The sequence below is a fragment of the Streptomyces sp. NPDC006551 genome (assembly GCF_040611675.1).
Lineage (GTDB): Bacteria > Actinomycetota > Actinomycetes > Streptomycetales > Streptomycetaceae > Streptomyces.
Genome location: NZ_JBEXOT010000052.1, coordinates 17,035 through 43,837, shown reverse-complemented (window position 1 = coordinate 43,837; position 26,803 = coordinate 17,035). Strand labels below are relative to the sequence as shown.

The following is a 26,803-nucleotide window of genomic DNA, read 5'->3' as shown; positions in this document are numbered from 1 at the left end:
AACTCGCCGCCCGTTACAAGGCCGGAGTCCACATCGCCTCACTCATCCTCTGGCTCCGTGAACCCATCCAAGATCTTTTGTCAGACAGGACCTAGATGCGTGAGGCGCGGGGCTGGAGGTGCCTGGCAAGATGCGTGAAGTGCGGGGCCGAGGGGCGCCCGGGAGCGGTGGGTGACCGATGCCCGGCTTCGGTGGTCGAGGTGCGATGACGGTGGGGCGCGGGCACGATGACCGCATGCTGCTGGCACGACTCGCCGACGCCTCCCACCAGGTCGCCGCCACCTCCGCCCGTTCGCGGAAGATCGCGGTCCTGGCCGAGCTGTTCTCCGAGGCCGCGCCCGAGGAGAGCCCACTCGTCATCGCCTATCTCTCCGGGCGGCTCCCACAGGGCCGCATCGGAGTGGGCTGGAGCGTACTGAAGAACGCGCTCCCGCCCGCCGTACCACCCGCCGAGCGCCCCACCCTCACCCTCGCCGGCACCGACGCCGCCATGACCGCACTCGCCGCCGTCTCCGGGGCCGGGTCCCAGGCACGGCGGGCCGGCCTCGTCCACGAGCTGATGGCCGCCGCCACCCTGCCCGAGCAGGAGTTCCTGCTTCGGCTGCTGTCGGGGGAGGTGCGCCAGGGCGCCCTGGACGCCATCGCGCTGGAGGGCGTCGCGCGGGCCGCGAGCGTACCGTCCGCCGACCTCCGTCGCGCCGTGATGCTGGAAGGATCGCTGCCCCGCGTCGCGCAGGCGGTGCTCGCCGACGGCCCCGCCGCCCTGGACGCCTTCGCCCTGCGCGTCGGCAGCCCGGTCCAGCCGATGCTCGCCCACACCGCCGCGTCCGTCACCGAGGCCATCGCCGCCCTGGGGCCCTGTGTCGTCGAGGAGAAGCTCGACGGCATCCGTGTCCAGGTGCACCGCGAGGGCGACGAGGTGCGTGTCTTCACCCGCTCCCTGGACGACATCACCGCCCGCCTGCCCGAAGTCGTGGCCGTCGCCCACGAGACGTCCGCCGACTCCTTCATCCTGGACGGCGAGGTCATCGCGCTCGACCCGGCCACCGGGCGGCCCCTGCCCTTCCAGGACATCGCATCCCGGGTCGGCTCCCGCGTCGACGTGGCCACCGCCCGCGCCGCGCTGCCCGTGTCGCCCGTCTTCTTCGACGTTCTCGCCGCGGACGGTGAGGTCCTCATCGACCGGCCCGGCCTCGAACGCCACGCGGTCCTCGCCCGTCTGCTCCCCGAGCCCCTGAGGGTCCGCCGTACCGTCGTCGACGACCCCGCCTCGGCCGACCGGGTCGAGGCAGCCGAGGCCTTCTTCACCGACACCCTGGCCCGCGGCCACGAGGGAGTCCTGGTCAAGGCCCTCGACGCACCCTATGTGGCCGGCCGCCGCGGCCGTACCTGGCTGAAGGTCAAGCCCGTTCACACCCTCGACCTCGTCGTCCTCGCCGCCGAATGGGGCCATGGGCGCCGCACCGGACTGCTCTCCAACCTCCATCTCGGAGCCAGGGCCGCCGACGGAACGTTCGTGATGCTCGGTAAGACCTTCAAGGGCCTCACGGACGAGATGCTGCGCCGGCAGACGGAGATACTGCGTGAACTGGCCGTGGAGGACGACGGTTTCACCGTACGGGTCCGGCCCGAACTGGTCGTCGAGATCGCCTACGACGGCCTCCAGCGCTCCACGCGCTACCCGGCCGGAGTCACCCTGCGCTTCGCCCGGGTCCTCCGTCACCGTCCCGACAAGCCCGCTTCCCAGGCCGACACGATCGAGCAGGTCACCGGCGCCGCCTCGCCGGCCTGATCAGGACGTCAGTCGCGCGCGCCGCCGCCCCCGCCGCCCCGGGTGTTGCCGGAGTCGGGATCGGGGCCGGAGCCGCGGGAGCGGTCGCCCGAGCCACGGGAGCTGTTGGTGTACCGATGGCGGACCCACAGCGGCAGCAAATACCAGCACAGCAGGTACCACGCGACCAGTGCGCCCACCAGCCACGGAACGTAGTCGTCGTCCGTCGCCACCCGCAGGATCAGCAGCAGCGCCGAGGCCAGCGTCGCGAGCAGCAGAACCAGACCGATGAAGGTCAGCCGAGAAGCCCACGCCACGGCCTGCGGTTTGATCCGACGCCCCGCCACCAGCCGGTGGAACGACACGGGGCCGATGAGTGCGCCGGTCGCCGCCGCACCCAGCGACACGGTGACGATGTAGATCGTCCGGTCGGCGACCGTGAGCTCCGGGAAGCGGGCGGTGAAGACGACGGTGAGCAGGAAGCCGAAGAGGATCTGGACGCCCGTCTGGGCGACCCTGATCTCCTGGATGAGTTCGCCCCAGCGCCGGTCAGCGCGTTCCTCCGGCGTTTCGTGACGCCCTCTTATGAGACCGTCCTCGCCTTTTTGTCCTGAATCAGAACGGCTGGACACGGAACCTCCCGTTTTTCATCCCCGCGTTGCGGGTAACCGCCCGTAGCGACTCTCAATCGTGAGGAGGTCCGCGGAATGAGACCGGGTCGAGCCTCAGTCGTTCTGCTGCCTGTCGTCGCCGTGGCGCTGACGGGCGGCTGCTCTGTCCCGGAGGACCGCGTTCAGGCGGTCACCGACGCGGCCGAGAAGTTCGCGCGGGTGTCCACCGCGGACGACATGGCGGCCGCCTGCACTCTTCTGGCGCCCACGGTCCGCGAGGAGCTGGCCGACGACCCGGGCCCCACCTGCGCCGACGGGCTCGCCGAGGCGGATCTGCCGTTCGCCGGAGCGGTCCGCGCCACCGCCGTGTACGGCCGCCAGGCGCAGGTCACCCTCGACGGTGACACGTTCTTCCTCCGCTCTTCCCCCGACGGCTGGCTGGTCACGGCGGCGGGCTGCACCCCCCGCACCGACCGCCCCTACGACTGCGATGTGAAGGGGGATTGAGTCCGTCATGCGTGTGATGTTCGTGCTCTATCTGCTGGCTCTCGCCGGTGGCCTGGTCTATTTCTCCGTGATGGGGGCGACGCACGGATGAACCGGGCCACACGCTTCCTGCGCGACAACGGCATCTCCGTCGTCTTCGGTGTCGGGTTCCTGCTCGCACTGCTCGGTCAGGCGCTGGCCGGCCGCGCGGAGTTCAACGAGGAGCTCCGGGCGGAGGGAGCCTCGGCGATCGGCTTCGGCGAGTACCTCACCACCGCGCACTTCGCCGTCAACGTGACCGAGAACTGGCAGTCGGAGTACCTGCAGTTCTTCCTCTTCATCTTCCTGACCGTCTGGCTGCTGCAACGCGGATCCCCCGAGTCCAAGGAGCTGCACAAGGCAGGTACGGAGACCGACCGCGAGCAGCGGGCGGGTGACCACGCGCGCCCCGACTCCCCGCGGTGGGCAGCGGTCGGGGGAGTGCGCCAGGCGCTCTACTCGCGGTCCCTCGGCGCTCTGATGCTCGTGATCTTCATCGGCTCCTGGTTCGCCCAGTCGGTGTCCGGAGCGGCCGCGGAGAGCGAGGAGCGGCTCCGCTCCTTCCAGGACCCCGTGCCCTGGTCCGAGTACCTCGGGTCGCCCGATTTCTGGAGCCGTACGCTCCAGAACTGGCAGTCCGAACTGCTCGCCGTCGGATCGATGGCGATCTTCGCCGTCTTTCTGCGCCAGCGAGGCTCGCCCGAGTCCAAGCCGGTCGGGGCGTCGCACGGAGCAACCGGCGTCGAGGGCTGAGGCGCAGGTCCGGCCCCTGATGTCCCCGGCCCCGCGCCTCGCCAACCGCCGTGGAGCGGGTCTCGCGGGAAGCTGGGGTGCGAGGGATGCTGGAAGCGTGACACGACGAGCGGCCCGCTCGGGGCGCGAGGAGATGAGCGACGTGTACGACATGCACATCGACACCGACGTCACCGTGCAGCTGAGCGACTGCAACCGGGAGGACGCCCAGGCCGTCTTCGACGTCCTCGACAGCGTCTACGCACTCGAGGACATGACCGCGCCCGGGCCGGCGGCGTCCACCGCCCCGACGCCCACCGTCTGGATGGCCACCTTCGACACGGCCGGCGGACGGCGGGAGGAGGCGCGTCCCGTCCCGTTGAGCGCCATGGTCGGAGCGGTGCTGACCGGCGGCTACCACGCGGTCGACGAGGTGGAGAAGACCCTCGCCGCCAGCTTCGACATCCAGTCGCTGCAGTCCGTCTCCGGCGACCAGGAGACCGAGGCCCGACTGCTCCTGGCCTCCCGCTGACCTGTTGACCTGCGGGCCCCTTGACCTGCCGGGCCGCTTGGCCTGCCGGTCCTCTTACCCGCCGGCCGCCCCGGTCGGCGACCGCACACCCCGGGCGGAGCGGGCGGGCGCCGCCCGGGGCATTCGTGTGCCACGACTTCCCCATGTCACGACCACGCCCCACCCCCCTATGCACGCCGTGTATACACCCTGTGTAGAGTGCTCGGCGAGCCGCACGACACCGCCCCTGACCTGGCGGGAGCGGCTGACCGAGACCGATGACACGGGGAAGTGGGTTGCAGCATGTTCCGAACCAAGCCGGGCAGGCGCCGGGGGCCGGCCGTCGCGATTCTCGCGGCGGCCTCGCTGATGCTCACTCTCGGCGGCTGCGGGGTCGACGCGGTGACCCCCGGCGAAGCCCGGGGCAAGGCCGCCGACTCGGATGACAAGGGGGGCGCCGGGACGTCCGGCGGGGTCGACTGCGGGAAGGCGAAGTGCATCGCGCTGACCTTCGACGCGGGGCCGGGCAGGGACACCCCACGCCTGCTCGACGTGCTCAAGGAGAAGAAGGTCCCCGCCACCTTCTTCCTGCTCGGCAGGAAGCATGTCGACCGGTATCCCGAGGTCGTCAAGCGGATCGCGGACGAGGGGCATGAGGTCGCCAATCACACCTGGACCCACCGCATACTGACCGACCTGGAAGCCGACCAGGTCCGCGACGAGCTGTCCCGGACCCAGGAGGCGATACAGCGGATCACCGGCCGCAAGCCCACCCTGATGCGGCCGCCGCAGGGCCGTACCGACGACACGGTCTCCGAGGTGAGCCGCGAGCTGGGGCTCGCGCAGATCCTGTGGAGCGTCACGGCCAAGGACTACGACACCACCGATTCGGCGCTCATACATCAGCGCACGGTCGACGGCGCCGAGGGTGACGGCATCATCCTGCTGCACGACATCTACGACGGGACGGTTCCGGCTGTGCCCGGAATCATCGACGAGCTGAAGAGGCGGGGCTTCACGTTCGTGACCGTGCCCCAGCTCCTGGCGCCCGGCAAGGCCGAGCCGGGCGCCGTCTACCGTCCGTAGACCGAGCCGCGACAGCGGGTGAAAACGGGGTGATACGCCTCACAGCGGTCATCCGGAGTGAGGCGGAACGGGGTGCGGTGGTTTATCGTTCATCAATATGTGACTGCGAAGGGGCCCGGTCCCCAGGTCCCCCCCTCTGAGGTGACCGCCCTTCGCGGATCACGGCGATCGGCCCCGGTTGGAATCCCCCGTCCAACCGGGGCTTCGTCGTGTCCGGCAGCCGCGCTCACCGCCTCCGGCCTCTCCCCACCCCTCTCCGCAGGCGCTCGCAACGCCCCTGAACGGCGCACACTCCGGCGCTTTCGACCCCTTCGGGTGACCTCCGCATGCCCCCGACCCGCCCAGGGCAGTGATCGTCACAGGGTGTGACGACCGCGCTGTCGGACCCCGCTGACCAGGCACTTCTCAGGGGGGACCGTTCATGTTCCACAGGTCCGGGCGCGCCCGCGGCATGCTCGCGAGCACGGTCGCCGCGCTTCTGCTCGCCGGCTGCGCCACCGTCGCCGCCGAACCCTCGGTCCCCTCGGAACCCCAGGCGCAGGACGCCCTCCTCCGGACCGCGGAGCGCACCCTCGTCGAACGCTGCCTCCATGCCCAGGGCCTCACTCCGGTGACCCGGCCACGCACAGCCGCCGCCGACAGCCGGCTCCAGGCGGCCCTCTTCGGCGCCGGCCCCCGAGAGCTGTCCGTCACCCTCGCCACGGGCCAGACCGTCACCGCCCACAGCGACGGCTGCCTCGCCACGGCTCGTAGCGCCCTCTACGGCGAGCAGGTGCGCTGGTTCCGCGCCCAGGTGACCGTCGACAACCTGCGCACCGAGGCCCAGGCCCGTATGAAATCCGACCCCGCTCACCGCGCCGCACTGGACCGCTGGACCCGGTGCGCCGCCCCGCCCGGCCGCCCCCGCCCCGAACGGCCCGACCCTGCCGTCGCCGCCCGGTGCGAACGCGAGAGCGGTCTCGCCGACGTGCGGGCCCGGCTGGAACCCGCCGAGCTGGCGGAGGTGCGCGCCCTGCGCCGGGACCAGCTCACCGCCTACCGGCAGTTGCGCACCCGCGCACTGCAGCGGGCGGTCGAACTCTCCGCCCGCACCACCGCACAGAAAGGCAACCACGTTTCATGAAGCGACTCCTCACCACCACCGCGGCGGCTCTCCTCGCCCTCGCGGGCGGACTGGCCCTGACGGCCCCGGCGCAGGCGGCCGACTGCCCGAGCGGCCACTTCTGCGTCTGGCAGGACGCCGATTTCGGCGGCCAGAGGGCCAACTGGAGCGGCGACGACGGCTGGTGGGAGAACTGGATCGCCGACACCGACTCCTCCTGGGCCAACCACGGCATCTCCGGCCCCGGGGTCAAGGACCACGTCCGCGTCTACGAGAACGCCTGGCAGGGCGGCGCCATGACGATCTGCCTGGCCCCCGGCCAGGAGGTCGGCTACCAGGGTGCCGCCAACGACCGGGGAGACTCCCACACCTGGGCGATGGGCTGCTGAACCCGGCCCCCGGCCGACCCGCTCCGCCTCACCCGCGCCCGCACGCGGGAGCGGAGCGGGCCGGCCGGCCGGGCCGTCCGCGTCCCACCCCCGGTGCGAGCGGGGTGGGGCGTTTCCCGGGAGTTTCCCGGGAGCCGTGCTTCAGGACGTTCGTGCCCGGAGCGCCGCCAGCGCGCGGTCCGCGTGCGCGCTCATCCGCAGCTCACTGCGGACGACCTCGACGATCCGGCGGTCCTCGCCGATCACGAACGTGACGCGCTTGGTCGGTGCGAGCGAGAAGCCGCGCGTCACCCCGAACCGGTCGCGTATCGCGCCATCCGGGTCGGACAGCAACGGAAACCCGAGCGAGTGGCGGTCGGCGAACTCCTGCTGCCGCTCGACCAGATCGGCGCTGATGCCGACAGGCCGGGCCCCGACGGCCCGGAACTCGCCCGCCAGATCGCGGAAGTGGCAGGCCTCGGCCGTACAGCCCGGCGTGAGGGCGGCGGGATAGAAGAAGAGGACGACGGGGCCCTCGGTGAGCAGCCCGGTCAGCGAACGAGGCGCCCCCGTTTCGTCCGGAAGAGTGAAGTCCTCCACGATGTCACCGACGTTCATCAGCCCAGCCCCTTGTCCGCCACCGGTCCCTCCGGTCGCCGACCGGTGACGTTACCGCCGACCGGTGACCTCACCGCTGCCGCACGGACCGCCGCTCGTCCAGGATCGCCAGGACGCGCTCGCCCCAGCGCAGGTTCTCCTCCTCGAAGGAGCGGCCCCGCATCAGCGTGAGGTACGGACCGATCCGCTCGGCCTCACGCAGGTAGGTCTCCTCGTCCCGGCCGTCCAGCAGCCACTCCCGCGCCTTGTCGTACCGCGCGAGCTTGCCCCGCGCCCACTCCATCCGCTCCTCGACGAAACCACGGACCGCGTCCGTGTCCCCTTCGTCGCACGCCTGCACCTGCACCATCAGCTCGTCGCGGATGGCCGTGGGGCGGGGGGCCGTCGTCGTGTAGGCGACGAGATCCTCCCGGCCGGCATCGGTGAGCGTGAACATCCGCTTGTTGGGGCGGCGCTCCTGCTGCACGACTCGGGCGGCGATCAGACCGGCCTCGGAGAGCCGGTCCAGCTCCCGGTAGAGCTGCTGCGGGGTCGCCGCCCAGAAGTTGGCGACGGACACGTCGAAGAGCTTGGCCAGGTCGTATCCGGATGCCTCGCCCTCCAGGAGAGCGGCGAGAACGGCGTGCTTGAGGGACATCCGGACACGCTAGCAGCGTGTTGAATAGCGTCTTCCACACCTATTCAACGGGTGACTGTCGCTCCCCGGCCTCCGGGGTCGGCAGGCGGGGCGCGGTCCAGTCCGCGTGACGCAGGATCATCCGGACCGCCATGCCCGAAGGGGCCATCCGCAGAGCCGCGTTGCGCAGTGCCACAGCCGGCGGGCTGCTGAGCCGCTGGCCCATCCGACCGGCTCGGCGGGCCGCTGTGGCGACGGACGTGGCGCGCGGGCGGCGCTGGGCGTCGTAGGCGGCCAGCGCCGTGCCGGTGTCGGCGGCGTCCGCCAGAGCGGCGGCGAGGACGACGGCGTCCTCCAGGGCCTGGCAGGCGCCTTGGCCGAGGTTCGGCGTCATCGCGTGCGCCGCGTCGCCGAGCAGGGCGACGCGGCCGGTGACGAAGGACGGCAAAGGGGTGGCGAGTTCGTGGACGTCGTGGTGGAGAACGGCGTCCGGCCGGGTCGCGGCCAGGAGCCGGGCGACGGGCTCGTGCCAGCCCGCGAAGCGCCCGCGGAGCTCGGCGAGTGGATCGGCGTGCCGTACGCCGGCCGGAGCGTTGAGGACCGCGTGCCACTCGGCCCGGCCGTCGGCGAACGCGATGTGCCCGAACTCCGCCCCGCGTCCCCAGGTGATCTCGAAGTCCGTACGGAGGTCCAGCGGGCGGTCGGTGATCGCCCGGAACACCGTCGAGCCGCTGTAGGCCGGGCCCGGATGAGAGGGGAGGAGCAGACCCCGGACGCGGCTGTGGACACCGTCGGCGGCGACGACCAGGTCGGCGTCCATGGAAGCGCCGGTTCCGTCGGGCGCGCCGTTCAGCAGGACCCGTACACGGTCCGGGGCCGAACGATCGAGGCCGGTCACCTCGGCGCCGACGGTCAGGACGCCCGGCGGCAGCGCGCCGCGCAGCAGGCGGTGCAGCGCGGCACGCGGGATACCGACGATGGGGGTGCCGAGGGCGCGTTCGAGGGCGGCGCCGTCCATCCGGGCGAGCCAGGAGCCCCCCGGGGTCCGGGTGCCTCCGGTGTACTGGCCACGAGCGGCGGCCCGCACCGCGGCGCCGACGCCGAGGGCGTCGAGAGCCCGGATGCCGTTGGCGGCCAGGGAGATCCCGGCGCCCGCGTCCGCGAGGACCGGCGCCCGCTCCACCACCCGTACCTCCCAGCCGACGCGGCGGAGTCCGACGGCGGCGGCGAGCCCGCCGATGCCGGCGCCGACGACGACAGCGGTGTTCCCCATGGTCTCCTGCTCCCCTTCTCCGCCTTCTACAGATGTAGAAGAGTAGCGCCATGCTTCTACAGGTGTAGAAAGAGGGGGTGACCACCCCTCGCCGTACCCCGGACCGGGACGCCCCCGACCGCCGCACCCTTCTCGCCGACGCCGCACTCGGCGTCCTCGCCGACGCCGGCATGCGGGGGCTGACCCACCGGGCGGTGGATGCCGCCGCACGGCTGCCGACCGGCACCACCTCCGCGTACTACCGCACCCGCTCGGCCCTGCTGTCCGCGCTGGTCCGCCGCCTGGTCGAACTCGACCAGGCGGAGCTGATTGCGGCGGCGGAGCGAACCCCGGAACTCCGCTCGGCCGCCGAACTCGCCGACGGCATCGCGGCCCTCGCCGCCGCGCGCCTCACCGGCGAGGGCCGGCGCCGTTCGCTCGCCCGCTACGCCTGCGCGGTCGAGAGCGTGCGCGACCCGGAGCTCCGCGAAATCCTGGTCCCACGGGAGAACCCCGCCCGCGACGCGGTCCGCCGCTTCCTCACCGCCGAGGGCGTCGAGGACCCGGAGGGGCGGACGCTCACGCTGCTCGTGTGCGTGGACGGGCTGGTGCTCGACCGTGTGGTCAGGGGCGGGACGGTGACGGCGGAGGAGGTCGAGGGGCTGGTGACGGCGGCGCTGCGACCCGCCGGGACCGGGCTTCGTTAGAGCAGTACGCCCACGAGCGCGTCCACCCGCCGCGCTCGCCGACCCGACGTCAGCTAGGGGAGCAGAACCCGATGGACACCAACGCGTTCGTCTACACCACCTACATCCGCACCACCCCCGACGAGCTCTGGCAGGCCCTGACCGACCCCTCCGCCACGCGCCGGTACTGGGGCGTGGCCTTCGACACGGAGTGGACCGCCGGATCGCCGATGGTCTGGGACGAGGGCGGCCGCAAGACCGCCGACCCCGAGCAGATCGTCCTCGCGGCCGAGCCCGGCCGGCTCCTCTCGTACACCTGGCACACCTTCACGCCGGAGTGGGCGGAGGCGGTCGGGATCGGCGACGAGATGTACGCGAAGCTGGCCGAGGAGCGCCGCTCGAAGGTGACCTTCGCGATCGAACCGGCCGGGGACATCGTCAAGCTGACCGTCGTGCACGACGACCTGGAGCCCGACGGCACGATCCGCGACCTGATCGGCGAAGGGTGGCCGGCCCTGCTCTCCAGCCTGAAGAGCCTTCTGGAGACGGGCGAGGAGCTCCCGGAGCCGCCGCGCTGAACACGGCCGTACGCGCCATGGCGCCTTCTCCGGTGATCCGGGCGGAGGAGGCGCTCCGGCGACCGGGACGGCGACCGAGACGGCGCGCGGGGCGATGGAGGTGGGTCGCCGGAAGACTGGCCGGAATTCGCGGCGCTCTCTGGCTGAGAAGCGATCATCTCGGGAGGCGTGCCGGGCTAGCGTGCGCCCATGACCGCCACCCTGACCATCCTCACCGCGGGATACGTCGGCCCGCGCACCGCCTCCACCGTCAGCCTGCTGCGCGACGGTGACACCGTGGTCGTCGTCGACCCCGGCATGGTCGCCGACCGCAAGCTCATCCTCGGCCCCCTCGCCGAGGCCGGCCTCGCCCCCGAGCAGGTCACCGACGTGGTCTTCAGCCACCACCACCCCGACCACACCCTCAACGCCGCACTCTTCCCCGCGGCCCGCTACCACGACCACTGGGCCGTCTACCAGGACGACCTCTGGACCGTCCGCCCGGCCGACGGCTTCCGGATCTCGCCCTCGATCCGCCTCGCCGCCACGCCCGGCCACACCGTGGAGGACATCAGCACCCTCGCCGAGACCGCCGACGGACTGGTCGTGCTCACGCACCTCTGGTGGTCCGCCGACGGCCCCGTCGAGGACCCCTACGCCACAGACCCTGCCGCCCTGCACGCCTCCCGCCGAGCGATCCTCGACCTCTCCCCGGCACTCATCGTCCCGGGCCACGGCGAGGCGTTCGCCCCCACGGAGTCGACGCCCGGCTAGGGCCGGTCCTGCGGACCAGGGCCGGTTCACCCGTCACTCCGCCGCGCCGTTACGCCGAATGCCCGCTGCGGACGCGAGCGCGGCACCGCCCGACGAGACTGGCGCCCTGCCCACGACCCCACCCCGGAGGGAGCCGCGTGATGCCGGACGTCACCAAGGTCGATGTCGCGGACGGCACCCTCTACGTGGAGACGGAGCGCGTCGGCCCCGACGGCGACCTCGAAGGGCTCGCCGATCACGTCACCGATCTCTCCGGGGTCACCCGCGCCTTGTCCTCCTTCGCCGGCCAGCTCAGCGACGCCGTGCGCGCGGCGGCCCCCGACCGGGCGACCGTGGAGTTCGGCTGCCAGCTCGGCGTGGAGCCGGGAGGGCTGACCGCGATCATCGTGAAGGGCAGCACGAGCGCCAACATGCGGGTGACGCTGGAATGGTCGAAGTCCCCGCACTGAGCCCCTGGGTCGTGTCCGCAAGCCTCGCCTGGCCCGCGGCGTCCGGCACGCACTCCCCCGTAGCCCTTCGGGCACGGGAGGTGCCCCCCATGCCGCGTTGCCGAAATGCCCGAGCAGCTCCGCTGCGAGGGCATCCCGGCGCCTCGCGATCGCACGCACCGGACGCCGCGGGCCCCGCCCTTCGGGCGGACGGCGATACTTCGCGGACACTGCCGAGCGGAGGCGGCCGGCGCGCCCCCGCTTCACACCCGGCCGCCGCCCGCCGTGTCCGAGGAGAGCCGCTGCGCCGCGTAGATGGGGATCACCGACAGCACGACCAGCACCGCGGCCACCACGTTGACCACCGGTGCCTGCTGCGGCCGGGTCATGTTGTTGAAGATCCAGACCGGCAGCGTCTGCACCCCGGGGCCCGCCGTGAACGTGGTGACCACGATCTCGTCGAAGGAGAGCGCGAACGCCAGCAGACCCCCCGCGAGCAGCGCCGAGCGCAGCAGCGGGAACGTGATGTCCCGGAAGGTGCGGAAGGTGTGGGCGCCCAGGTCCATCGCCGCCTCCTCGTACGACGCCGGAAGCCGCCGCAGGCGCGCCACCACGTTGTTGAACACGACCACCACGCAGAAGGTGGCGTGGCCGACGATCACCGTGAAGAGGCCGAGCCCCACTCCCAGCGGCTCGAGGACCGTACCGAAGGCGGAGTTGAGCGCGATGCCCGTCACGATGCCGGGCAGCGCGATCGGCAGGACGACCGCGAAGGAGACCGCCTCGCGTCCGAAGAAGGAGTACCGCTGCACGGCGAAGGCGACCAGCGTGCCGAGGACGAGCGCGATCACGGTCGCCGCGGCCCCGGCCTTGACCGAGGTCCACAGCGCCTGACGGGCGCCCTCGTTCTCCCAGGCGGCCGTCCACCAGTCGAAGGTGACCCCGGGCGGCGGCCAGCCCGACGACCGGTCGGGGTTCAGGGAGTTCAGCAGGACGAGCAGCAGCGGGAGATAGATCACCGCGAAGCCGAGCCCGGCCGCGGTGCGCAGGGCGATCCGCGCGGGGCGGGAGAGATTCATCGGGCACGATCCTTCCGGCCGGTCACAGGCTGCGCAGCGCCCCGGTGCGCCGCATCGCGAGCAGGTACAGCACGATGACGGCCACCGGTACGGTGCCGAGCGCGGCGGCCAGCGGCAGATTCAGGGTGACGTTGGAGTAGACGAGATTGCCGATCAGCTGGGTCTTGCCGCCGACGATCTGGACGGTGATGTAGTCGCCGAGGCTGAGCGAGAACGTGAAGACCGACCCGGCCGCGACCGCGGGCCAGACCATCGGGAGCACCACGGAGCGCAGCGTCCGCCCGGCCCGCGCCCCGAGGTCGGCGGAGGCGTGCAGCACGCTGTCGGGCAGCTGTTCGAGCGCGGTGTGGATCGGCAGGATCATGTAGGGCAGCCAGAGGTAGGTCAGGACCAGCACCGTGGCCGTCAGGCCGTAGCCCGGTCCGCTCAGGCCGAGCGGCTTCAGCGCCCAGTCCAGCGGTCCGCCCTCGGAGAGGATGAGCCGCCAGGCGTACACCTTGACCAGGTAGCTGGCCCACAGCGGGGTCAGGACGGCCACCACGAGCAGCGGCCGGCGGCGCGGACTGGCGACCCTGGCCGTGTAGAAGGCCAGGGGGAAGGCGATCAGCGCGCAGAGCACGGTCACCGTCAGGGCGACACCGACGGTCCGCAGCGCCACCGTCCGGTAGACCGGCGAGGTGAGCAGCTCCTGGAAGTTCTGGGCCGTCCAGATCCGTACGACCTCGGAGGTGAAGGAGTCGGTGGTCCAGAACGCGGAGAGGAACAGGGCGGCCAGCGAGCCGAGATAGGCGAGCACCAGCCACAGCATCGGCGCGGTCAGCAGCACGGCGAGCCCGATCCGGGGCCGGCGGTGCAGGGCCCCGGCGAGCCGCCGGACGGATCCGGCGGCCCGCGCGGCGGGGGAGATCGAGGTCATGGGGAGAGGTCAGCCCTTGATCTCGTTCCATGCCTGGACCCACTTGGCGTACGGGACGCAACGCGTGCCCGTACGGCCGTCGAGGCACTGCTCGATGGGCGTGGTCCAGAAGTGCACCCGGTTCCAGTACGACTCGTCGGTGGCGTGGAAGGTCGTGCAGTGGTTCTTGTCGGCGGTCTGGGCGCAGGACCGGGCGTTGGCCGGGGCCTCGCCGAAGTACTCCGCGACCTGGGCGTTGGTCTTAGGGGAGATGATCCAGTCGAGCCACTTGTAGGCGCAGTTGGGGTGCTTGGCCTTCGCGGAGATCATCCAGGTGTCGGACCAGCCGGTGGAGCCCTCCTTGGGCAGGACGACCTCGATCTTCGCGCCCTCGGCCTTGGCGAGGTTGGCGATGACCTGCCAGCTGGTGCCGACGACCGAGTCACCGCTCTTGAAGGCGGAGATCTCCTTGAGGTAGTCGCTCCAGTACTCACCGATGTGCGCGTTCTGCGCCTTCAGGAGCGCGACCGACGCGTCGAACTGCTTCTGGTCGAGGGCGTAGGGGTTCTTGATGCCGAGTTCGGGCTTGGTCGCCATCAGATAGAGGGCGGCGTCGGCGAGGTAGATGGGGGAGTCGTACGCGGTGACCTTGCCGCTGTGCGCCGAGGCCCGGTCGAAGACGGCGGACCAGGAGTCGGGGGCCGGCTTGACCTTCTCGGTGTCGTACATGAGCAGGTTCGCGCCCCGGCCGTGCGGGATGCCGTAGGAGACGCCCTTGACCGAGTTCCACTCCTTGTTCTTCAACCCGGCGAAGACATCCGCGTAGTTGGGGACGAGAGCGGTGTTGACGGGGGCCGCGTCGCCGGAGGCGATGAGGCGCAGCGAGGCGTCGCCGGAGGCGGAGACGGCGTCGTACGCGCCGGTCTTCATCAGCGAGACCATCTCGTCGGAGGTGGCCGCGGTCTTGGTGTTGACCTGGCAGCCGGTCTGCTTCTCGAAGGCGCTGACCCAGTCGGCCTCGGGGTCGTTGGAGCCGTCCTCGACATAGCCGGCCCAGGCGATCAGATTGACCTGTCCCTCGGTGGCGCCGAGCGATTTCCGGGCCTTGAGCGCGGGCGGGTTGAGGCCGCCGGGCTTGCCGGAGGCGGCCGGATCGGTCGATCCGCAGGCCGTGACGAGCAGGAGCCCGGAGACGGCCGCGGCCGCCATGAGGGAGTGGTGCGGGCGCATGTGATTTCTCCGTACGTGAGGGTGTGGGAGCTCGCTGTACGCGCGGGGAGCGGCGTTACGGGGTGCCGCGGGGCCTACGGGGCGTCGGGGACGCGGACCGCGTGGCGCCGGTGCCACCGGAGTCCGATCCGGGCGCCCCTGAAGGAGGCGAGATCGGCGGAGGAGGTCTCCAGGTTCTGCTGGACGGCGGTGAGCCGGCCGCCGGCGTCCAGGTCGACCAGGAAGCGGGTGGCGTCGCCGAGGTAGACCACCTCGGCGACCGTTCCGGTGGCCGTGGAGTGGTCCGGTCCGGATTCGGACCCGGCGAGCCGCGTGGGGTCCTTGAGGATCCGGATCTTCTCCGGCCGGATGCTGTACGTGCCGGGGGCGCCGACCACCTTGCGCGCGGTGTCCCCGCTGAGCAGGTTGGACGTGCCGACGAAGCCGGCGACGAACGGGGTCGCGGGGCGCTCGTAGATCTCGGCCGGGGTGCCGACCTGTTCGATCCGGCCCTGGTGGAAGACGGCGATCCGGTCGCTCATCGTCAGGGCCTCCTCCTGGTCGTGGGTGACGAACACGAAGGTGATGCCGACCTGCCGCTGGATCGCTTTGAGCTCGACCTGCATCTGCTCGCGCAGCTTCAGGTCGAGGGCGCCCAGCGGTTCGTCGAGCAGCAGTACCCGCGGCCGGCCGACCAGGGCGCGGGCGAGAGCCACCCGCTGCCGCTGGCCGCCGGAGAGTTCGGCGGGTCGTCGCCTGCCGAGCCCCTCCAGCCGCACCTGGGCGAGCGCGGCCCGGGCCCGGACCAGACGTTCGGCTCTGGCCACCTTCCGTACCTTCAGGCCGTAGGCGACGTTCTGCTCGATCGTCATGTGCGGGAAGAGCGCGTAGTCCTGGAACACCGTGTGGACGTCCCGCTCGAACGGGGCGAGTCGGGTGACCTCGCGGCCGGCCAGCTCGACGGAGCCGGCGCTCGGGGCCTCGAATCCGGCGATCATGCGCAGCACGGTCGTCTTGCCGGAGCCAGAGGGCCCCAGCATCGAGAAGAACTCGCCGTCGGCGATCTCCAGATCCACCCCGGCCACGGCTTCGGTCCGGCCGTAGGTCTTGCGCAATCCCTGCAGCCGGATCGCCATTCCCTCCATGGGCGGGAACCCTTCTGGTGCGGTGAAGCGTTGGACGGGCATGAGTGCAAACATATGAAGTCATAGTTCAAATCTCAAGACCCCTTTAAGGTAAAGCCTGAGTCAGCGCTCGACGCACAAGGTGGTAAACCGTGAGACCAGAGGGCAGACGGGGCGAGAGCGACACGGTCGGCGCGGCCGGGGAGGCCGGGGCCCGCCGCGTCGTGTTCACACCCGTCGACACCCGGGCCAGGGTGGACGCGGTGGTCCGGCGGCTCGGCGACGCCATCGAGCTCGGACTCCTCGCCGACGGCGAGCAGTTGCCGGGCGAGACCGAACTCGCCGGACAGCTCGGCGTCTCCACCGTGACCTTGCGCGAGGCGCTCATGGCGCTGCGCCAGCAGGGGCTCGTCACCACCCGTCGCGGCAGGGGCGGCGGCAGCTTCGTCACCCTCCCCGAAGGACCGGCCGAAGAGCGGCTGCACGCCAGGCTCGCCGACTGGTCCACCGAGGAACTCCGCGACCTCGGCGACCACTGGGCGGCCGTCTCCGGCGCCGCGGCCCTACTCGCCGCGCAGCGCACCCAACCCGGTGACCTGCGACAACTCGCCCGGACCGTCGAGGATCTGACGCGGGCGGAGGACCCGGCCGCGCGCAGCCGCCTCTACGGACGCTTCCATGTCGAACTGGCCGCGGCCGCCCAGTCCGCACGCCTGACCCGCGAGGAGATCGCCCTCCAGACGGAGTTGGGCGCCCTGCTCTGCCTGGTCCTCGACGACAGCGCCTATGTCGAAAGCGTGGCGGATCGTCACCGCTCCGTAATCTCCGCCGTGCAGGATGAGAGCGACGAGCGGGCCAGAATGCTGGCCGAGAGCTGCGTACGGGAGTCGATGGGGCGGTTGATCGCCCTTCGGCTCGCCGCCCGCACCGACGCACCCGAGCCTCGTCCCGAGGAGGACACCCATGGGCAGGAGCACCGGGCTCGCGGGCCCCGCGGAGACCACCTCCGGCACGGAGGCCGCCGCTGACACGGAGGCCGCCTCCGACGACGTCACGGCCGGCACGCCGCACCCCGCGTCCGGTGCGGCGGCGCGGGCCGCGAGTGTCGCCGTCCGCGTCCGCGACACCCTCGAAGGCGTCTTCGCCGCCGTCGCCGAGACCCGCGCCGCCACCGCGGCCCTCCTGGCCTCGGTGGCCGACCGGGACAAGCCGTCGCCCGCCTCCGCCGACCTGGCGGCGCTCCGTCCCGGACTGCACGGCCGCCTCGCGGACCAGGAACTCGTCTCCGGCATCGGATTCGTGGCGGCGCCCGGTCTGCTCGCCGACGTACCGGCCTGGCTGGAGTGGTGGCAGCGCGGGCCGGAGGGATCCGTCCGGCCGCTCCTGCTCGACCTGGACCCGGAGCACTCCGCCTACTCCGACTACACCCACTGGGACTGGTACGCGCTGCCCCGCGAGACCGGACAGCGGGCCGTCGCCGGACCGTACGTCGACTACCTCTGCTCCGACGAGTACAGCCTCACTCTGTCCGCACCGGTCACGGTCGGGGGCACCTTCGTCGGCGTCGCCGCCGCGGACGTCTACCTGCGCCACTTCGAGGCGGCCGTCATGCCCGTGCTCCAGCGGCTGCCCGGACCGGCCCGGCTCGTCAACGCCCGCGGCCGCGTCGCCGCCTCCACCGACCCGGCGCACCTGGCCGGCTCGCTGACCAAGGGTCACGACTTCGCCGCCGTGCTCGCGGGACCCGGCACGCCCACCCGCGTGGGCGGGCTGAACCTGCTGCCCTGCGCCGGGATCCCGCTCGTCCTGGTGACGGCGGCGAACCCCGGCTCGCGATAGCCGGAGCCCGCCGCGCGGCCTGGGTGTATCGACCCTGCGGGTCAATACACCTAGCGGTACTCGACCGTCAGCGTCACCGGAGCGTCCCTGTTGACGAAGAGGTACGCGGTGGAGGCGGGGACCGACTCGAAACGCAGCCGCACCTGGGTGGTCCCGGTCCGGTCGAGGGCCGCGAGGGCCGCCGCCGACAGATCCGTCGACGTGGCGCTCCCCGACGAGAACGCGCCGATCTGCGCCCCGCCAGCCACCGTGGCCGCCGCCGACCAGTCCGACGCCTCGACCCCGCACGCCCCGAAGCAGCCCGTGCGGACGTCCACCAGGAGCCGGTTGCCCGCCGGCGAGGCCCAGGGATCGCCGGAACCGCTGCCGCGGTTCACGGTCAGACGTGCCCGGACGATCTCCTTGCCCGCCGGGATCCGCGAGGTGTCGAAGGAGAGCAGAGTCCGGTTCACCCGGCCGTCGGTCCCCCGGCCGAGCGCGAGACCGTAGCCGTCCTCCATCGTGCCCACCGTCGCCCCCGAACCGTCCGTCGCCGCCTTCACATAGCCGTCCTCGGCGTCCACGCTCTCCAGGGTGACGCGGCCGGTCTCGGGCTGTGGCGTGGAGCCGCCGCGCAGCGCCCGGACCATCGCCATGACCGTCTCGATCTGCTTGCCGCCGTGCCGCCCGTAGGCGGAGTCACCGAGGTAACCCCACCAGTTCCAGCACCCGTTGGGGTTCTCCAGCGTGGCCGTCGCGGCGGCCTGCGGGTACAGCACGATCATGTCGTTGGTGTCGGCGTACTCGTTGAGGTACGCCTTGTCGACGAATCGCGTTCCGAAGCCCTGGTACCCGTACCCCTGCTTGCAGCCGTGCAGGGACACCATGAGGGTGCAGGCGGCGCCGTCCGAGCAGGACTTGGGCACGTAGACGAAGCCGCGGTCGTCCAGGGAGAGCGCCGCCGCCGCGCCACCGGGGGCGTAGGCGTTCTGGTCGAACTGGATCAGCGTGCCGCCGGGGGAGGCGCTCGGGGCGTCGACGGAGCCCAGTAGATGGCCGAGGAGGTCCCGCTCGGCGTCGATCCCGCAATTGTTGATCCACGGACTCTGCGTGACCGTACAGGAGTTGGTGCCGAGGGGGCTGATCCAGGCGTGCCCGGCCGCCGTGGAGCGGTCGTACCGGACCCGCGCGCCGAACCGGCCGTAGTAGTCCGCCAGCGCGTCGGTCACCGGCCGCTTCACCGTGGAGTCGTTCGAGCCGCTGAAGACGTACACCGGGTCGCCCGCCAGCTGGGCCACCGGGTCGACGAGTCCCCGCGCCGACCAGTCCCGGGTGGTCTGCTCCAGCGTCGCGAGCTGGAGGTCCTGCGTGGTGTTCATGCAGGCGTTGAGAGCGGTGGAGAGCGAGTTCTGGGCGCAGTGGTACGGGCCCGAGGCGAAGGCCGCCGAGCCGCTGAACGTGCCCGAGTACGCCACGTGGAGCTGCGTGGCCATGTAGCCGCCGGACGACACCCCGGAGGTGTAGACGGCATCGACGTTGTACGGCCGCAGCTGACCGGGCACGGGTGAGGGCGCGGCGGACGCGGCGGGTGTCGTGGTGGGGAAGAGGGCGGCGGCAACGGCGAACAGCAGCAGCGCCGCCAGCCGGCGGACGGGGCGGGACGGTGGTCGCATGGGGGCTCCCGGGCGGCTCGTACGGAAGGGGGATGGCCGGGAGAGTAGGGGCGCGCCGGCCCCGGCTCCTATGGTCCCGGCCGCCACAACCGGCGGGCGGCGCTATGGCTCCCCGTCATCTGGCATCCGCCGCGCGACGGCCCCGTGCCGCCTGCGACGATGACGCCATGACCGACGACGTGACCGACGGACGGGACGGCCTGCTGGCCGAGGCGATACGGCTGCGGGAGCAGGGCCGTCAGGAGGAGGCGAGAGCCCGGCTGGTGGAACTCGCCACGCGGTACCCCGACGACGCCGAGGTGGCCTATCAGACCGCCTGGGCCCACGATGTCCTCGGCCTGGAGGCCGAAGCGGTCCCGTTCTACGAGCGGGCGCTCGCCACCACCGGCGCGGGCGCCCTGTCGACCGAGGACCGCCGCGGGGCGCTCCTGGGCCTCGGGAGCACGTACCGCGTCCTCGGCCGCTACGGGCAGGCCGTCGACACGCTCCGCCGCGGGGCCGAGGAGTTCCCCGACGACGGGGCGCTGCGCACCTTCCTGGCGATGGCCCTGTTCAACACGGGCGAGCACCACGAGTCCACGCGGCTGCTGCTGAACCTGGTGGCGGCGACCAGCGACGACGCACACGTGCGGCGTTACCGGCGGGCCATCGAGTCCTACGCGCGGGATCTGCACGAGACCGTGTGAGCGCCGGAAAGACCAGCCGACGCCTGGAACGCCGCCGACCCCTGGAACGCCGCATGACCCACGTCCACCACGACACCACCCCCGGGCCCACGGAGAGGGCGCCGAGCCCCTCTTCACCGTCGGCGGCGCCTACGAGGCGGAACGGCCCAGGGGCGGCGGACGGCGGGCGGTGGTTCACGACTCCCACCGCGGCCCCGCCGCGTCCAGCGCGGAGAGGGTCCGGTTCCGCGCCACATACACGCTGTCGCCGTGCGGGACCGGGCCGTGGAGTGTGCCCTCGGCGGTCGTGTGCTTCCAGAGAACCTTGCCCGATCGGCTGTTCAGGGCGTAGACCGTTGCCTTGTCCGTGCCGAAGAACAGCAGGCTCTCTTCCTCTCCTCCCCGCGAGAGCAAGGAGAGCCTTCCGGTGATCTGTCCGTCCGCGACGAACTTCCAGGTGGCGTCGCCGACCCCCGCCGCCGCGTACACCGCTTCCCCGTACCGGAAGATCACCGTCCCGTCCTGGACGATCGGCGGATCGCGGTCGACGACGACGCTGTCGTCGTCGGCGGTGAATTCCCACCCGCTGACGCCCGACGGATCGACCGGTTCGCACGCGACGCCGCGCCGCGTGTGGAAGTAGAGAAACTCATCCGCCTCGATGGCCGGGGAGGCCAAGTCGTCCGGCAGCTTGCGAAAACGGGAAGCCTTGCCCTCCGGTATGGACACGGTCCGGCGCCCCGTCCCGTCCCAGTCGCCGGCCAGGCCGTACAAGGCGACGGCGTCGCCCTCATCCCAGGCCAGGGACGTGTCAGGGGTGTCCGTCTCCAGGAGCACCACGCCGGCGGCGTTCATGACCGTGGCCTTGTCGAGGCTCCGCCCGTTACCGCTGACGACCACGAAATGACTGCCGCCCACCTGAGGGAGCAGCCTGGCCGTGTCGCCGGAAAACGTCCGCGTCCACAGGCGCTCGCCCGATTCCTGGCTGAGGCCGTGGAGGGTGTTGTCCTTGGTCAGCGCCAGGATGACATCCTGTTCGCCCCGCCGGATCCGGTCGACGGCGACGGGCAGCACGAGCGGATCCGCTTCCGATACCGTTCCCGCTCCCTCATAGACGCGGAGATCGACGGCCCACTCCAGCGCGTGGGAGTTCTGGCTCACCAAGACGATCCTGCCACGCGCGTCCCCGAACGCCACGGTGCTCCGGCCGGGCGCGGGCGGGGTGACGATCTCGGCGTCGTGCGTGTACGACCAGGACGGCTCCCGAAGCGCCATTCCACCGCTTCCGCTGCCGTCGCGGTCCAGTACGCGCATGATGGCCCAGGCGCCGCCGAGCAGCGCGGAGCAGCCGACTATGCCGGTGCCCAAGAGGGCGCGCCTGCTCATCCGCCGTGTCGGCGGGGCAGCGCGGACCGAGGAGGCGGGGGAGACCGGCCGCGCCGGGTCGATACGTGTAGGAGCCGGTTCAAGGGCCGGTCCAGGAGCCGGGTTCACGGAGGGCGCCGGATGCGCCGCCAGCGTCGGCGCCGCTGCCTGGAGCGCCCGCAGCCGCCCCCGCTGGCGCGTGATGTCCGCCGACACCGCCTCCGGAAGCCAGTTCCCTCCTTCGCCCTCGGCCTCGTTCACGGCGGCCAGCTCCTCCGCGGAGGGCCGGTGCCGGGGGTCCTTCGCCAACATCCGCCGGACGGTCTCCACCAGTCCCGGTGGCAGGCCCGCCAGGTCCGGCTCCTCATGGACCAAGCGGTACAGAAGCTCGTGGACCGCCCCGGTACCGAACGGTCCGCGTCCCGTCGCCGCGTATGCCACCACCGCGCCCAGCGAGAAGACGTCGCCCGTCGCCTCGACGGTCCGACCCACCGCCTGTTCGGGCGGCATGTATCCGGGCGAGCCGATCACCATGCCCGTACCGGTGAGCGCCGTCTCGTCGGCCGCGCGCGCGATGCCGAAGTCGATCAGCAAGGGTCCTTCGGGGGCGAGCAGCACATTGGTCGGCTTGACGTCCCGGTGGACCAGACCAGCCGCGTGCACCCTGACCAGGCCCCGCGCGAGGCCCCCGAGCAGGTGCCGTACGGAGTCCTCCGGCAGCGGCCCGTGGACGTCCACCGCGGCGCCGAGCGAAGGGCCGGAGACGTACTCGGTGGCCAGCCAGGGCAGGTCCCCGCCCGTATCGAAGTCGATCACCTCCACCATGCCGGGACCGCTCACCGCGCGACAGGCCCGCACCTCCCGGGCGAATCTCCGGCGGAACCCGGGGGCGTTCGCCATGTCCGCCCGTACCGTCTTCAGAGCGACGGCACGCCCCTCGACGGTGCGGGCGAGATACACCACGCCCATACCCCCCTCGCCGAGACGAGCGAGCAGCGGAAACGGACCGATCCTCGTGGGGTCCCCGGCACGCAGAGCCTCCACAACACCCCCCTGGGTCTTGCCCCTTGTGCATGCCGGACGGACCGGGCAGCACCCCTGCCGGGTATCCTGCCAGGCGTTCATCGCGTACGGCAGAGACCGGCCATGCGGACGTCCGGGGCGGCACCCGGCCCGGAAGGGGCGTCCTCGGGACTGCCCGGCGGATCAGGGCCGGAAGGGGCGTCCTCGGGACTGCCCGGCGGATCAGGGCCGGAAGGGGCGTCCTCGGGACTGCCCGGCGGATCAGGGCCGGAGGCCCTAGTCGTTGACGGCGGTCAGCAGGACGACCGCGTCCTCCAGGGCGGCGAGTCCGTGCCGCTCCTTGGGGATCATCTGCAGCTCGCCCGCCGACAGCTCCTCCGACCGGTCGGCGGCCGTCAGCTTCACCCGCCCGCGCAGCACCTGCAGGCTCGCGGCGGGCGGCGCGTTGTGCTCGTCGAGCACCGTTCCCGCCGTCAGGGCGATGACACTCTGCCGGAGCACTCCGTCGTGGACCACCAGATGGGCGCTCCTGCCATGCGCGTCGTTGTGCGCGTTGGCGAGATGCTCGTCGGCCAGGGCTGCGAGATCGTGCATCGTTTCTCCCTGCGGGGTGCGCGGGCTTCGCCTCCCAGCCTTGCGCGTGTCCCGGGGAACGCAACTCGGGGCCGCGCGCCGGGCGCCGACGAGGACGACTGCGGCCAGGACGACGAACCCCGCCGCCGCCAGGACCGCCGCGCCCCAGCCGTACGCCCCGTACAGCCACACCGCCGTGAGCGAACCGAGCGCACCGCCACCGAACGAGGACAGCATGAAGACGGTGTTCACCCGGGCCGCCACGTCCCGGCCGAGCCCGAAGATCCGCGCCTGGTTCGCCACCTGGGCGGCGCCGGTGCCGAGGACCAGCAGGTTGGCGCCGGCCACCAGAGCCACCGGGGAGCGCGAGCCGAATCCGACGAGCGTGAGCGAGACGGCGACGCACCCCAGGGACCAGGCGGTGACCGCCGAAGCGCCGTAGCGGTCCGTCAGCCCTCCCGCGTACGCCGACACCAGAGCCCCGGGCACACTCAGCAGGCCGAAGAGCCCCGCCACACCCGGTCCGAACCCCAGCGGCGGGGCCGCGAGATGAAAGGCGAGCGTGGCCCAGAAGACGCTGTACGCGGCGAACACGGTGGCCCCCGTCAGCGCCGAGACGCGTACCTCCCGATGCTCCGCGAACAACCGGGGCAGGGTCGCGAGCAGCCGGTGGTACGGCAGCCGGCCTCCCGCCCGCCCCGCCCGCCCCAGGGACTCGGGAAGGGCGCGCGGCAGGACGAACAGCAGCGCGGCGGTCGCCACCGCGGCGACCACATAGGCCGTACGCCAGCCGCCCCCGGCGTCGGACACCGCGCCCGAGACACCACGGGAGACGGTCGAGCCCAGCGTGAGGCCGAGGCCGATGGTTCCGACGACCCGGCCGCGCCGCTCCGGCCCGGCGAGCGACGCCGCCACGGGGGTGAGGATCTGCGGCAGGACGGTGGTCGTGGAGAGCGCGAGGGTGGCGAGCGTGAGGGTGAGTACGTTGGGCGCCGCCGCGGCGACGAACAGCCCCCCGCTGGTCAGCGCGAGCAGGACGGTGGTGAGACGGCGCAGCCGCGCGGTGTCGGCGAGCGGCACGATCAGCAGAATGCCGAGGGCGTAGCCGAGCTGCGCGGCCGAGGCGACGAGCCCCGCGGTGTTGCCGGAGACGCCCAGGCCCCCGGCGATGGCCGCGAGCAGCGGCTGCGGGAAGTAGATGTTGGCGACGGTGACCGCACCGGCCACCGTCAGGACGAGGACGTGCGCCCGAGGCGCAGGGCGCGCCGCGAGCGGCGGCACCTCGGCCCGTGGTACGGCGGCGATCGGGGAATCCATGGACTTCAGGCTCCCGTCCGCCGACCCCGCCGATCAAGGTGCGAGAATGCAACCGACGTTGAGCGAGACTCAACGATGGAGGGGCGGCCCGATGCTCGAACGGTACGAACTGGAGGCGTTCCTGACGCTCGCCGAGGAACTCCACTTCGGGCGCACCGCCGAGCGGCTCGGGGTCTCCACGGGACGCGTCAGCCAGACCGTCAAGAAGCTGGAGCGCCGCATCGGCACGCCCCTGTTCGAGCGGACCAGCCGCAGTGTCCGTCTCACCCCGGTGGGCCGTATGCTCCGCGACGACCTACGCCCGGCCCACCGGCGGATCCTGGCCGCCCTGGAGCGCGCCGTCGCCGCCGGCCGGGGGGTGCACGGCGCGCTCCGGATCGGCTTCGCCGCGCCCTGGAGCGGCGAGCTGCTCACCGCCGCTGCCGACGCGTTCCTCGCCCGGCATCCCGGCTGCGAGACCCACCTCCGTGAAGTCCAGCTCGATGGCGGCTTCCAGCTCCTGCACGACGGCGCGCTCGACCTGCTCCTCACCGCCTTCCCCGTCCGCGAACCCGGTCTCACCGCCGGCCCCGTCCTCTCGGCCGAACCCCGGGTCCTGCTCGTGCCCGCCGCCCATCCGCTGGCCCGCCGCGCGTCCGTCGGCCTCGACGACCTCGCCGGCGTGCCCCTGGTGACCCCTGCCGGCGCCAACCCCCGCTACTGGCTCGACGCCCACTATCCCCGCCGCACCCCCTCGGGCGCCCTCATCCCCCGAGGGCCGGTCGCCGCCTCCTGGCAGGAGGTCCTCTCCCATGTCGGCGCCGGCCGCGGGGTCTCCCCGGGCGCCGCGCGCGGCTCGCGCTACCACCCGCGCCTCGGCATCGCGTACGTTCCGCTGACGGACGCACCACCCGTCGAGTACGGCCTGGTATGGCCGACGGCCGCCGAGAACGGGCTGATCAGGGCCTTCGTCGAGACGGTACGGGAACGCCGCTGACGGACACCGGCCGCGCCGCTAACCGACGGTCAGGGTTCCGGCGAGATGGTCGTACGCCACCTGAGCGTGCAGCCGGACGCCGGTGACGAGGGTGTCGTCGTCGGCGTAGAAACGCGGATGGTGGTTGGTCACCAGTCCCCGACCGCCGGGTGTCGGCACCGGGTGGCCGTTCGCGTCCAGGGACGCGTCCTGGACGCCCAGCATCACGTACAGACCGCCGAACCGGTTCACGAACTCCGAGACGTCGTCGTACCCGAGCGTCGCTCCGGTCGGCACCGTCCGCTCCTCGCCCACCACCCGGCGGACGGTCGGCAGCGCGGCCGCGACCCACTCCGCGCTGTTGTGGACGGGCGGCACGGGCTGCAGATACTCCACGGTCGCCGTGGCGCCGTACGCCTCCGCCGAGTGCTCGGCGAGCCTGGTCAGCCGTCGCCGGACCTCGGCCATGTCCGACTCCACCGCACAGCGGACGGTGCCCCACAAGGTGACGGTCTGGCCGATGATGTTGAAGCGTCCGACGTCCTCGACGTGGCCGATGGAGACCGTGACCGGGTCGAAGGCCGACACCTGTCGGTAGAGCTGCCCGATGCCGGTCAGCACCGCGCCCGCCGCCGGCATCGGGTCGATGCCCTGCCACGGCGTGGATCCGTGGACCTGCTCGCCGCTGATCACGATCTTCACGAGGGCGGAGGCGCCGTACTGGTTGCCCACGCGGTAGCCCACGTACCCCTTCGGGTACGGCGTGACATGCATCCCGAACGCCATCGTCGGTACGGGATCGGTGAACGCGCCTTCCGCCACCATCGCCCGCGCCCCGCCCTCCTCGGTGACCGGCGGCCCCTCCTCGGCCGGCTGGAACACGAACAGCACCGTCCCCGGCAGCCGCTCCCGCACACCGGCCAGCACGGTGGCCGCCCCCAGCAGCATCGCGGTGTGGCAGTCGTGGCCGCAGGCGTGCGAGACGGGGAACGGGCCGCCCGGATACCCGGCGTCCACGGTCTGTGAGGCGAACTCCGCGCCGCACAGGTCCCGTACGGGCAGCGCGTCCATGTCCGCGCGCAGCGCCGCCACCCGTCCGCCGGGGACGCCGCCCCTGAGCACACCCACGACACCGTGCCCGGCGATCCCCGTACGGACCTCGTCCAGGCCCAGGGACCACAGATGGTCCGCGACCAGCGCCGCGGTCCCGACCTCCCTGTTGGAGAGCTCCGGGTTCCGGTGCAGATGCCGGCGCCAGGCGACGACCTGGGCCGCCGCCTTCTCGGCCCGCCGGTCCAGTTCGTCGTGGATCGCTGCGCTGCTCAAGGGGCCACGTCCTCTCGGTGTACGACCGTCCCTCCAGGGTGTCGTACGCCGCCCCGGTCACGCTCGCCGGAACGGAAACGCTCACGGCGGCGGAGGGAAGCGGGCACGGCCGAGGGCCGGAGGGAAGCGGGCACGGCCGAGGGC

27 protein-coding genes are annotated in these 26,803 nt (G+C 72.2%); 15 read left to right on the top strand and 12 right to left on the bottom strand.

The window, feature by feature from the left end; genetic code table 11:
- The first annotated feature begins 235 nt into the window (after positions 1–235).
- Entirely contained in the window at positions 236–1,792 is a 1,557-nt protein-coding gene (locus ABZY12_RS30400; protein WP_356895945.1) for an ATP-dependent DNA ligase, read from the top strand.
- A gap of 8 nt (positions 1,793–1,800) precedes the next feature.
- On the opposite strand, the gene ABZY12_RS30395 is transcribed toward ABZY12_RS30400, so the two are convergent.
- Positions 1,801–2,358, bottom strand: coding sequence for a DUF6328 family protein (locus ABZY12_RS30395; protein WP_356895951.1), 558 nt, complete (start codon positions 2,356–2,358; stop codon positions 1,801–1,803).
- A 120-nt stretch (positions 2,359–2,478) separates the two neighbouring features.
- On the opposite strand from ABZY12_RS30395, the gene ABZY12_RS30390 reads away from it, so the two are divergent.
- The 6 genes from ABZY12_RS30390 (at position 2,479) to ABZY12_RS30365 (ending at position 6,727) form a co-directional block, all read left to right on the top strand.
- The gene (locus ABZY12_RS30390) at positions 2,479–2,889 is read left to right on the top strand and encodes a hypothetical protein (protein WP_356895943.1); all 411 of its coding nucleotides are present in this window, start codon (positions 2,479–2,481) and stop codon (positions 2,887–2,889) included.
- Between the two features lie 87 nt (positions 2,890–2,976).
- Positions 2,977–3,660: a DUF6766 family protein gene (locus ABZY12_RS30385; RefSeq protein WP_356895941.1), complete on the top strand. Its 684-nt coding sequence runs from the start codon at positions 2,977–2,979 to the stop codon at positions 3,658–3,660.
- A 97-nt stretch (positions 3,661–3,757) separates the two neighbouring features.
- Positions 3,758–4,171, top strand: coding sequence for a hypothetical protein (locus tag ABZY12_RS30380; RefSeq protein ID WP_356895939.1), 414 nt, complete (start codon positions 3,758–3,760; stop codon positions 4,169–4,171).
- Positions 4,172–4,453: 282 nt separating this feature from the next.
- Positions 4,454–5,236: a polysaccharide deacetylase family protein gene (locus ABZY12_RS30375; protein WP_356895937.1), complete on the top strand. Its 783-nt coding sequence runs from the start codon at positions 4,454–4,456 to the stop codon at positions 5,234–5,236.
- Between the two features lie 421 nt (positions 5,237–5,657).
- The gene (locus ABZY12_RS30370) at positions 5,658–6,359 is read left to right on the top strand and encodes a hypothetical protein (RefSeq protein ID WP_356895935.1); all 702 of its coding nucleotides are present in this window, start codon (positions 5,658–5,660) and stop codon (positions 6,357–6,359) included.
- A complete protein-coding gene (locus tag ABZY12_RS30365) occupies positions 6,356–6,727 on the top strand; it encodes a peptidase inhibitor family I36 protein (protein ID WP_356895933.1) in 372 nt (123 codons plus the stop codon). The genes ABZY12_RS30370 and ABZY12_RS30365 overlap by 4 nt, the downstream gene beginning before the upstream one ends.
- A 141-nt stretch (positions 6,728–6,868) precedes the next feature.
- Here ABZY12_RS30365 and ABZY12_RS30360 read toward each other — a convergent pair whose 3' ends face one another.
- The 3 genes from ABZY12_RS30360 to ABZY12_RS30350 form a co-directional block, all read right to left on the bottom strand.
- Positions 6,869–7,324, bottom strand: a complete 456-nt coding sequence (locus tag ABZY12_RS30360; RefSeq protein ID WP_356895931.1) for a peroxiredoxin — start codon at positions 7,322–7,324, stop codon at positions 6,869–6,871.
- Positions 7,325–7,394: 70 nt separating this feature from the next.
- Complete coding sequence (locus ABZY12_RS30355; RefSeq protein ID WP_356895929.1) at positions 7,395–7,961, bottom strand: PadR family transcriptional regulator; 567 nt, start codon at positions 7,959–7,961, stop codon at positions 7,395–7,397.
- 40 nt (positions 7,962–8,001) lie between these two features.
- Positions 8,002–9,213 carry an FAD-dependent monooxygenase gene (locus tag ABZY12_RS30350; RefSeq protein WP_356895927.1) on the bottom strand — a complete coding sequence of 404 codons (1,212 nt, stop codon included), beginning with the start codon at positions 9,211–9,213 and terminating at the stop codon, positions 8,002–8,004.
- A 170-nt stretch (positions 9,214–9,383) separates the two neighbouring features.
- On the opposite strand from ABZY12_RS30350, the gene ABZY12_RS30345 reads away from it, so the two are divergent.
- The 4 genes from ABZY12_RS30345 (at position 9,384) to ABZY12_RS30330 (ending at position 11,658) form a co-directional block, all read left to right on the top strand.
- Positions 9,384–9,899, top strand: coding sequence for a TetR family transcriptional regulator C-terminal domain-containing protein (locus tag ABZY12_RS30345; protein ID WP_356895949.1), 516 nt, complete (start codon positions 9,384–9,386; stop codon positions 9,897–9,899).
- Positions 9,900–9,970: 71 nt separating this feature from the next.
- On the top strand, positions 9,971–10,456 hold the full coding sequence (locus ABZY12_RS30340) for an SRPBCC family protein (RefSeq protein WP_356895925.1): 486 nt from the start codon (positions 9,971–9,973) through the stop codon (positions 10,454–10,456).
- A 189-nt stretch (positions 10,457–10,645) separates the two neighbouring features.
- The gene (locus ABZY12_RS30335; RefSeq protein ID WP_356895923.1) at positions 10,646–11,209 is read left to right on the top strand and encodes an MBL fold metallo-hydrolase; all 564 of its coding nucleotides are present in this window, start codon (positions 10,646–10,648) and stop codon (positions 11,207–11,209) included.
- Positions 11,210–11,349: 140 nt separating this feature from the next.
- Entirely contained in the window at positions 11,350–11,658 is a 309-nt protein-coding gene (locus tag ABZY12_RS30330; RefSeq protein WP_356895921.1) for a CU044_2847 family protein, read from the top strand.
- 242 nt (positions 11,659–11,900) lie between these two features.
- Here ABZY12_RS30330 and ABZY12_RS30325 read toward each other — a convergent pair whose 3' ends face one another.
- From ABZY12_RS30325 to ABZY12_RS30310, 4 genes are all read right to left on the bottom strand, one after another.
- Positions 11,901–12,716, bottom strand: a complete 816-nt coding sequence (locus tag ABZY12_RS30325) for an ABC transporter permease (RefSeq protein WP_356895919.1) — start codon at positions 12,714–12,716, stop codon at positions 11,901–11,903.
- A gap of 22 nt (positions 12,717–12,738) precedes the next feature.
- Complete coding sequence (locus tag ABZY12_RS30320) at positions 12,739–13,632, bottom strand: ABC transporter permease (protein ID WP_356895917.1); 894 nt, start codon at positions 13,630–13,632, stop codon at positions 12,739–12,741.
- A gap of 9 nt (positions 13,633–13,641) precedes the next feature.
- Entirely contained in the window at positions 13,642–14,841 is a 1,200-nt protein-coding gene (locus ABZY12_RS30315) for an ABC transporter substrate-binding protein (protein ID WP_356895916.1), read from the bottom strand.
- A 74-nt stretch (positions 14,842–14,915) separates the two neighbouring features.
- A complete protein-coding gene (locus tag ABZY12_RS30310; protein ID WP_356895947.1) occupies positions 14,916–15,965 on the bottom strand; it encodes an ABC transporter ATP-binding protein in 1,050 nt (349 codons plus the stop codon).
- A 131-nt stretch (positions 15,966–16,096) separates the two neighbouring features.
- Between ABZY12_RS30310 and ABZY12_RS30305 the strand changes: the two genes are divergently transcribed.
- A complete protein-coding gene (locus ABZY12_RS30305) occupies positions 16,097–16,972 on the top strand; it encodes a GntR family transcriptional regulator (protein ID WP_356895914.1) in 876 nt (291 codons plus the stop codon).
- Entirely contained in the window at positions 16,908–17,783 is an 876-nt protein-coding gene (locus ABZY12_RS30300) for a cache domain-containing protein (RefSeq protein WP_356895912.1), read from the top strand. Before ABZY12_RS30305 ends, ABZY12_RS30300 begins: the two co-directional genes overlap by 65 nt.
- Before the next feature lie 50 nt (positions 17,784–17,833).
- Here the strand turns inward: ABZY12_RS30300 and ABZY12_RS30295 are convergent, their stop codons facing one another.
- Entirely contained in the window at positions 17,834–19,435 is a 1,602-nt protein-coding gene (locus ABZY12_RS30295) for a PHB depolymerase family esterase (protein WP_356895910.1), read from the bottom strand.
- Positions 19,436–19,602: 167 nt separating this feature from the next.
- Between ABZY12_RS30295 and ABZY12_RS30290 the strand changes: the two genes are divergently transcribed.
- Positions 19,603–20,121: a tetratricopeptide repeat protein gene (locus tag ABZY12_RS30290; RefSeq protein ID WP_356895908.1), complete on the top strand. Its 519-nt coding sequence runs from the start codon at positions 19,603–19,605 to the stop codon at positions 20,119–20,121.
- A gap of 174 nt (positions 20,122–20,295) precedes the next feature.
- On the opposite strand, the gene ABZY12_RS30285 is transcribed toward ABZY12_RS30290, so the two are convergent.
- Together ABZY12_RS30285 and ABZY12_RS30280 are read right to left on the bottom strand one after the other, a co-directional pair.
- Complete coding sequence (locus tag ABZY12_RS30285) at positions 20,296–22,509, bottom strand: protein kinase (RefSeq protein WP_356895906.1); 2,214 nt, start codon at positions 22,507–22,509, stop codon at positions 20,296–20,298.
- 255 nt (positions 22,510–22,764) lie between these two features.
- Entirely contained in the window at positions 22,765–24,378 is a 1,614-nt protein-coding gene (locus tag ABZY12_RS30280) for an MFS transporter (RefSeq protein ID WP_356895904.1), read from the bottom strand.
- Positions 24,379–24,469: 91 nt separating this feature from the next.
- Between ABZY12_RS30280 and ABZY12_RS30275 the strand changes: the two genes are divergently transcribed.
- Positions 24,470–25,354 (top strand): LysR family transcriptional regulator, encoded by an 885-nt coding sequence (locus tag ABZY12_RS30275; RefSeq protein WP_356895902.1) that lies wholly within the window; start codon positions 24,470–24,472, stop codon positions 25,352–25,354.
- Positions 25,355–25,372: 18 nt separating this feature from the next.
- Here ABZY12_RS30275 and ABZY12_RS30270 read toward each other — a convergent pair whose 3' ends face one another.
- A complete protein-coding gene (locus ABZY12_RS30270) occupies positions 25,373–26,659 on the bottom strand; it encodes an amidohydrolase (RefSeq protein WP_356895900.1) in 1,287 nt (428 codons plus the stop codon).
- Positions 26,660–26,803 lie beyond the last annotated feature (144 nt).

Bases quoted from the DNA above. Each gene is read 5' to 3' on its own strand.
- ABZY12_RS30400 (WP_356895945.1), top strand. From the start codon at position 236: ATGCTGCTGGCACGACTCGCCGACGCCTCCCACCAGGTCGCCGCCACC.
- ABZY12_RS30390 (WP_356895943.1), top strand. From the start codon at position 2,479: ATGAGACCGGGTCGAGCCTCAGTCGTTCTGCTGCCTGTCGTCGCCGTG.
- ABZY12_RS30385 (WP_356895941.1), top strand. From the start codon at position 2,977: ATGAACCGGGCCACACGCTTCCTGCGCGACAACGGCATCTCCGTCGTC.
- ABZY12_RS30375 (WP_356895937.1), top strand. From the start codon at position 4,454: ATGTTCCGAACCAAGCCGGGCAGGCGCCGGGGGCCGGCCGTCGCGATT.
- ABZY12_RS30370 (WP_356895935.1), top strand. From the start codon at position 5,658: ATGTTCCACAGGTCCGGGCGCGCCCGCGGCATGCTCGCGAGCACGGTC.
- ABZY12_RS30365 (WP_356895933.1), top strand. From the start codon at position 6,356: ATGAAGCGACTCCTCACCACCACCGCGGCGGCTCTCCTCGCCCTCGCG.
- ABZY12_RS30360 (WP_356895931.1), bottom strand. From the start codon at position 7,324: ATGAACGTCGGTGACATCGTGGAGGACTTCACTCTTCCGGACGAAACG.
- ABZY12_RS30355 (WP_356895929.1), bottom strand. From the start codon at position 7,961: ATGTCCCTCAAGCACGCCGTTCTCGCCGCTCTCCTGGAGGGCGAGGCA.
- ABZY12_RS30350 (WP_356895927.1), bottom strand. From the start codon at position 9,213: ATGGGGAACACCGCTGTCGTCGTCGGCGCCGGCATCGGCGGGCTCGCC.
- ABZY12_RS30345 (WP_356895949.1), top strand. From the start codon at position 9,384: ATGCGGGGGCTGACCCACCGGGCGGTGGATGCCGCCGCACGGCTGCCG.
- ABZY12_RS30340 (WP_356895925.1), top strand. From the start codon at position 9,971: ATGGACACCAACGCGTTCGTCTACACCACCTACATCCGCACCACCCCC.
- ABZY12_RS30335 (WP_356895923.1), top strand. From the start codon at position 10,646: ATGACCGCCACCCTGACCATCCTCACCGCGGGATACGTCGGCCCGCGC.
- ABZY12_RS30330 (WP_356895921.1), top strand. From the start codon at position 11,350: ATGCCGGACGTCACCAAGGTCGATGTCGCGGACGGCACCCTCTACGTG.
- ABZY12_RS30325 (WP_356895919.1), bottom strand. From the start codon at position 12,716: ATGAATCTCTCCCGCCCCGCGCGGATCGCCCTGCGCACCGCGGCCGGG.
- ABZY12_RS30320 (WP_356895917.1), bottom strand. From the start codon at position 13,632: ATGACCTCGATCTCCCCCGCCGCGCGGGCCGCCGGATCCGTCCGGCGG.
- ABZY12_RS30315 (WP_356895916.1), bottom strand. From the start codon at position 14,841: ATGCGCCCGCACCACTCCCTCATGGCGGCCGCGGCCGTCTCCGGGCTC.
- ABZY12_RS30310 (WP_356895947.1), bottom strand. From the start codon at position 15,965: ATGGAGGGAATGGCGATCCGGCTGCAGGGATTGCGCAAGACCTACGGC.
- ABZY12_RS30300 (WP_356895912.1), top strand. From the start codon at position 16,908: ATGGGCAGGAGCACCGGGCTCGCGGGCCCCGCGGAGACCACCTCCGGC.
- ABZY12_RS30295 (WP_356895910.1), bottom strand. From the start codon at position 19,435: ATGCGACCACCGTCCCGCCCCGTCCGCCGGCTGGCGGCGCTGCTGCTG.
- ABZY12_RS30290 (WP_356895908.1), top strand. From the start codon at position 19,603: ATGACCGACGACGTGACCGACGGACGGGACGGCCTGCTGGCCGAGGCG.
- ABZY12_RS30280 (WP_356895904.1), bottom strand. From the start codon at position 24,378: ATGGATTCCCCGATCGCCGCCGTACCACGGGCCGAGGTGCCGCCGCTC.
- ABZY12_RS30275 (WP_356895902.1), top strand. From the start codon at position 24,470: ATGCTCGAACGGTACGAACTGGAGGCGTTCCTGACGCTCGCCGAGGAA.